We start from the raw sequence: 4,040 nt of genomic DNA on the forward strand, positions 1-4,040 counted from the left end.
GCCTCGCCGCCGTCGCGCAGCGCGATGCGCCACATCTCGGAGCGCTGGAAGGTGGTGGACTGCGGGTCGATGGCCGCCATGGCAGCGATGCGCACGAGGAAGAACAGCTCCAGCGCGATGCCGGCGACGATCAGGCAGCTGATCCAACGCGCCAGCGCTCTCATGCCCTGGTATCGACGATGCGCCGCAGCTCGGCCAGCACCTCGGCGGCCGGCGGCGCCACGCCGCGCCACAGCGTGAAGGACTCGGCCGCCTGCTCCACCAGCATGCCCAGCCCGTCGCGTGGCTCGGCGCCCTGCGCGCGCGCCCAGGCCAGGAAGCCGGCGGCGGCGGGGCCGTACATCATGTCCACCGCCAGCGCGCCCTCGCGCAGCACGCCGGCGGGCACCGGCACGGCGTCGCCGGCGAGGCTGGCGGCGGTGCCGTTGACCAGCACGTCGAAACGGGCGAGGCCCGACATGCCGTCGAGCGGCTGCGCCTCCAGCACCACGCCCTGCGCCCGGGCCGGCGCGGCGTGGCGCTGCACCAGCGCGACGGCCTTGTCCCGCGTGCGGTTCGCGACCACCAGCCGGCGCACGCCGGCGTGCAGCAGCGGGCCGAGCACGCCGGCCGCGGCGCCGCCGGCGCCGACCAGCAGCAGCTCGGCGCCCGCCAGCGGCCGGCCGGCGTTGCGCTCGATGTCGTTGACCAGGCCGACGCCGTCGGTGTTGTCGCCGTACACGCTGCCGTCGGCCTCGAAGCGCAGCGTGTTCACCGCCTGGGCCAGCTCGGCGCGCTCGCTGCGGCGGTCGGCCAGCGCGGCGGCGTCGAACTTGAAGGGCACGGTGACGTTGCAGCCGCCGGCGCGGCCGCCCTGTGCCGCGGCCTCCTCGCGGAAGGCGGCCACCGCTTCGGCGAAGCCGCCCAGCGGCACCAGGCGCCGGCCGTAGTCCATCGGCTGGCCGGTCAGTTCGGCAAAGCGGGCATGGATCCACGGCGAGCGCGAGTGCTCCACCGGGTTGCCCATCACGCAGTAGCGGTCCATGGCGTTCTCGTCAGTTCTGCGGCTGCGTGGAGACGGCCGTTTCCAGCGTCTGGTCGCGCGTGAACTTGAAGCGCGAGGGCATCAGCAACTGGTCGGTCTGGCGGCGCATGGCGTCGGTGAAGCGGCCGAAGTTGCCGATGCTGGCGACGATGGCCTGCGCGCGGCGGTCCAGCTCCTTGTTGCCGGAGCTCTCGACGATCTCGGTGCCCAGCAGCGTGCCGTCGTGGTTGACCGCCACGATCATCGTCAGCTCGCCGTAGAGCTTCTTGCCGCCCGCCTCGGGGAAGCGCTCGGTGCCGCGCGCCTCGATGCGGCGGCGCAGCGCGTCCACGTAGACGGCGTAGGTGGCCTCCTTGGTGGCGGGGCTGACGAAGCGGCGCTTGGGCCGCGCGTTCTCCTCGTTGACGCGGCGCTCGATCTGGGCGAGCAGCTCCAGCAACTGGCGGCGCTTTTCCTCCTGTGCCGCCCGCTCGGCGGTCTGGCCGGTGCGGCGCGGGTCGGGCTGCGGCATGGCGGCGAGCTGGCGCTTGATCTGCGCCAGCAGCAGGGTCTGCTGCTCCTGCATCGCCTCGATCTGCCTTTGCGCCTCCTCGGCGGAGTCGCCGATGGCGGTGAAGGACGACGGCGGCAGCGGGCTGGTGGCGCGGCCCTTGTCCAGGTCGCCGCCGCCGGCCAGCGAGGTCTGGGCCAGCGCGGCGGGCTTGTCGGGCACCTCGCCCTGGCCGCGCGCGTTGACCAGGATGATCTCCAGCGGCGACTCCTGCAGCAGGCGGTCGAAGCGCTCCGGGTCGGCGAAGCGCACGGCCAGCAGCCCCAGGTGCACGGCCACCGACAGGCCGAGCGCGATCTGCATCGTGCTGAGGTCGCGGATGTTCATGCGTTCGGCGGGCGGGTCAGGCGGGGTTCACCTCGGCGCCGGCGGGGCGCTCGCCGGCCTCGGCATCGTCGACGTCCACCGCGATGGCCAGCGGGCCGGCGGTGGCTTCCTCCTCGTCGGCCGCTTCCTCGTCGAGGGCGGCGGGTGCCGCGGCGGCGTCGAGGCGTTCGACCACGGTGCCGTTGACGGCCAATGCGATCTCGTCGACGTCGCCCAGGCGCACGCGCAGCCGGCTGCCGCGCGGCAGGCCCTGCGCGCCCAGCACCGGCAGCACCAGCGGCAGCGCGTCGGCCCGCGCCAGCGCCTCGCCGGCGCCGGCATCGCGGATCAGCGTGGCCTCCAGCTCGCGGATGCCCTGCTGCTGCAGGTACTTGAGCGTCCAGAAGCGCTCCATGCCGGCCTGGTGGGCGTTGTAGGCCGCGTAGGCGGCGTCGAAGGCGGACAGGATCGCCATCAGCTGCGCGTCCTTCGGCTTGAAGGGCGCGGCCAGCGCGGCGGTGCGGCCGTGGCGGGCGGCGGCGATGATCTGCCACTGGTTCACCAGGTCGGTGTAGCGGCGCAGCGGCGAGGTGCTCCAGGCGTAGCTTTTCACGCCCAGCCCGGCATGCGGCAGCGCGCGCGTGCCCATGCGCACCTTGATGCCCGGCGCCAGGCTGGCCTGGCTGCGGTAGAGCGCCGGCACGCCCAACTCGGCCAGCCAGCAGCCCCAGTGGCTGTTGGCCAGGATCATGGCCTCGGAGACCATCAGGTCCAGCGGCGCGCCGCGCCGGCGCGTGGTGATCTGCACCTGCTCGCTGCCGTTCGGTTCGCCTTCGCTTCCGACCAGGCGGAAGGTGTAGTCGGGCCGCGAGAAGCTCTCCGGCTTGCCGCGCACCACCTCGCGCGCGGCCTTCAGGTGCCGCGCCAGCCGCCACAGGAAGGCCAGCGGCGCGCGCAGCGCCCAGGCCTCGGGCGGGCCCTGCTCGGCGGGGGCATGGGCCAGGTCCAGCCAGGCCTCGTCGATCACGCCGTCGAGCCGGTCGTGGCGCAGGTTGGCCACCACCGGCACGCGCTCCAGGCGCGTCTCGGCGCCCTGCAGTTCGAGCGTGGCCTCGTCGAAGCGGGCGTACAGCGAGACGGCCGGCCGGTCGCCGCCGTCCAGCAGCGTGTAGGCATCCACCACCGCGTCCGGCAACATGGTGATCTTGTGGCCGGGCATGTAGACGGTCGAGAGGCGGTTGCGCGCCACCTGGTCGAGCGCGTCGCCCGGCGCCAGCGCCAGCCCCGGCGCGGCGATGTGGATGCCGACCGTGACCGTGCCGCTGCCCAGGCCCTGCACCGACAGCGCATCGTCGATCTCGGTGGTGTGCGAGTCGTCGATGGAGAAGGCCTGCACGCCCTCGGCCAGCGGCAGGTCCTCGGTGATGGCCGGCGCCGCCAGAGCGGCGGGGAAGCCCGGGCCCTTGGGGAAGTTCTCGAACAGGAAGCGCTGCCAGTGGAACTGGTAGGCCGAGTCGATGGCGCCGGCGTGCTCCAGCAGCGCCAGCGGCGCCGTCTGCGTGCCGCGGGCGGCCTCCACCACGGCCTTGTACTCGGGCGCGTTCTTGTCGGGCCTGAACAGGATGCGGTAGAGCTGCTCGCGGATCGCGTCCGGGCAGCGGCCCGCGGCCAGTTCGCCGGCCCAGGCGGCGATCTGCGCCTGCACGGCCTTCTTCTTTTCGATGGCGGCGAGCGCCTGCTGCACGATCTCGGCCGGCGCCTTGCGGAAGCGTCCCTTGCCGGCGCGGCGGAAGTAGTGCGGCGCGTCGAACAGCGCGAACAGCGCCGCCGCCTGCTGCGCCAGCGAGGGCTTGTCGCCGAAGTAGTCGGCCGCCAGGTCGGCGAAGCCGAATTCCTCCTCGGGGGCGAAATCCCAGGCGAGCTGGAGGTCCACGCCGGCGGCCAGCGTGCGCGCCTCGGCGATCAGTTCAGGGGGCGTGGGCTTGTCGAAGCGCAGCACCACGTTGGCTGCCTTGACCTTCACCCGCTTGCCGGTCTCCAGTTCCACCTGGGCCGAGGCTTCCGCCTCGGAAAGCACGCGGCCGCCCAGGTATTTGCCGGCTTCTTCGAACAACACGAACATCGCGCGATTGTCCCATGCGGCCGGGAGCGCAGAGCCCC

Annotated in this window: 3 protein-coding genes and 1 pseudogene; all 4 read right to left on the reverse strand. The window is 73.4% G+C overall.

Annotated elements, in window-relative coordinates:
* A pseudogene (locus ACIY1X_RS21895) lies at nt 1-164 on the reverse strand (monofunctional biosynthetic peptidoglycan transglycosylase); the annotation flags it as partial.
* On the reverse strand, nt 161-1,024 hold the full coding sequence (gene aroE, locus ACIY1X_RS21900) for a shikimate dehydrogenase (protein ID WP_399684685.1): 864 nt from the start codon (nt 1,022-1,024) through the stop codon (nt 161-163). The gene aroE and the pseudogene ACIY1X_RS21895, both read right to left, overlap by 4 nt.
* A 10-nt stretch (nt 1,025-1,034) precedes the next feature.
* Nucleotides 1,035-1,901 carry an energy transducer TonB gene (locus ACIY1X_RS21905; protein ID WP_399684687.1) on the reverse strand — a complete coding sequence of 289 codons (867 nt, stop codon included), beginning with the start codon at nt 1,899-1,901 and terminating at the stop codon, nt 1,035-1,037.
* Between the two features lie 16 nt (nt 1,902-1,917).
* Nucleotides 1,918-4,002 (reverse strand): ribonuclease catalytic domain-containing protein, encoded by a 2,085-nt coding sequence (locus tag ACIY1X_RS21910; protein ID WP_399684690.1) that lies wholly within the window; start codon nt 4,000-4,002, stop codon nt 1,918-1,920.
* Between the last annotated feature and the right edge of the window lie 38 nt (nt 4,003-4,040).

Origin of the sequence: Xenophilus sp. (assembly GCF_044462705.1) — a bacterium.
GTDB classification, from domain to species: domain Bacteria; phylum Pseudomonadota; class Gammaproteobacteria; order Burkholderiales; family Burkholderiaceae_C; genus Xenophilus; species Xenophilus azovorans.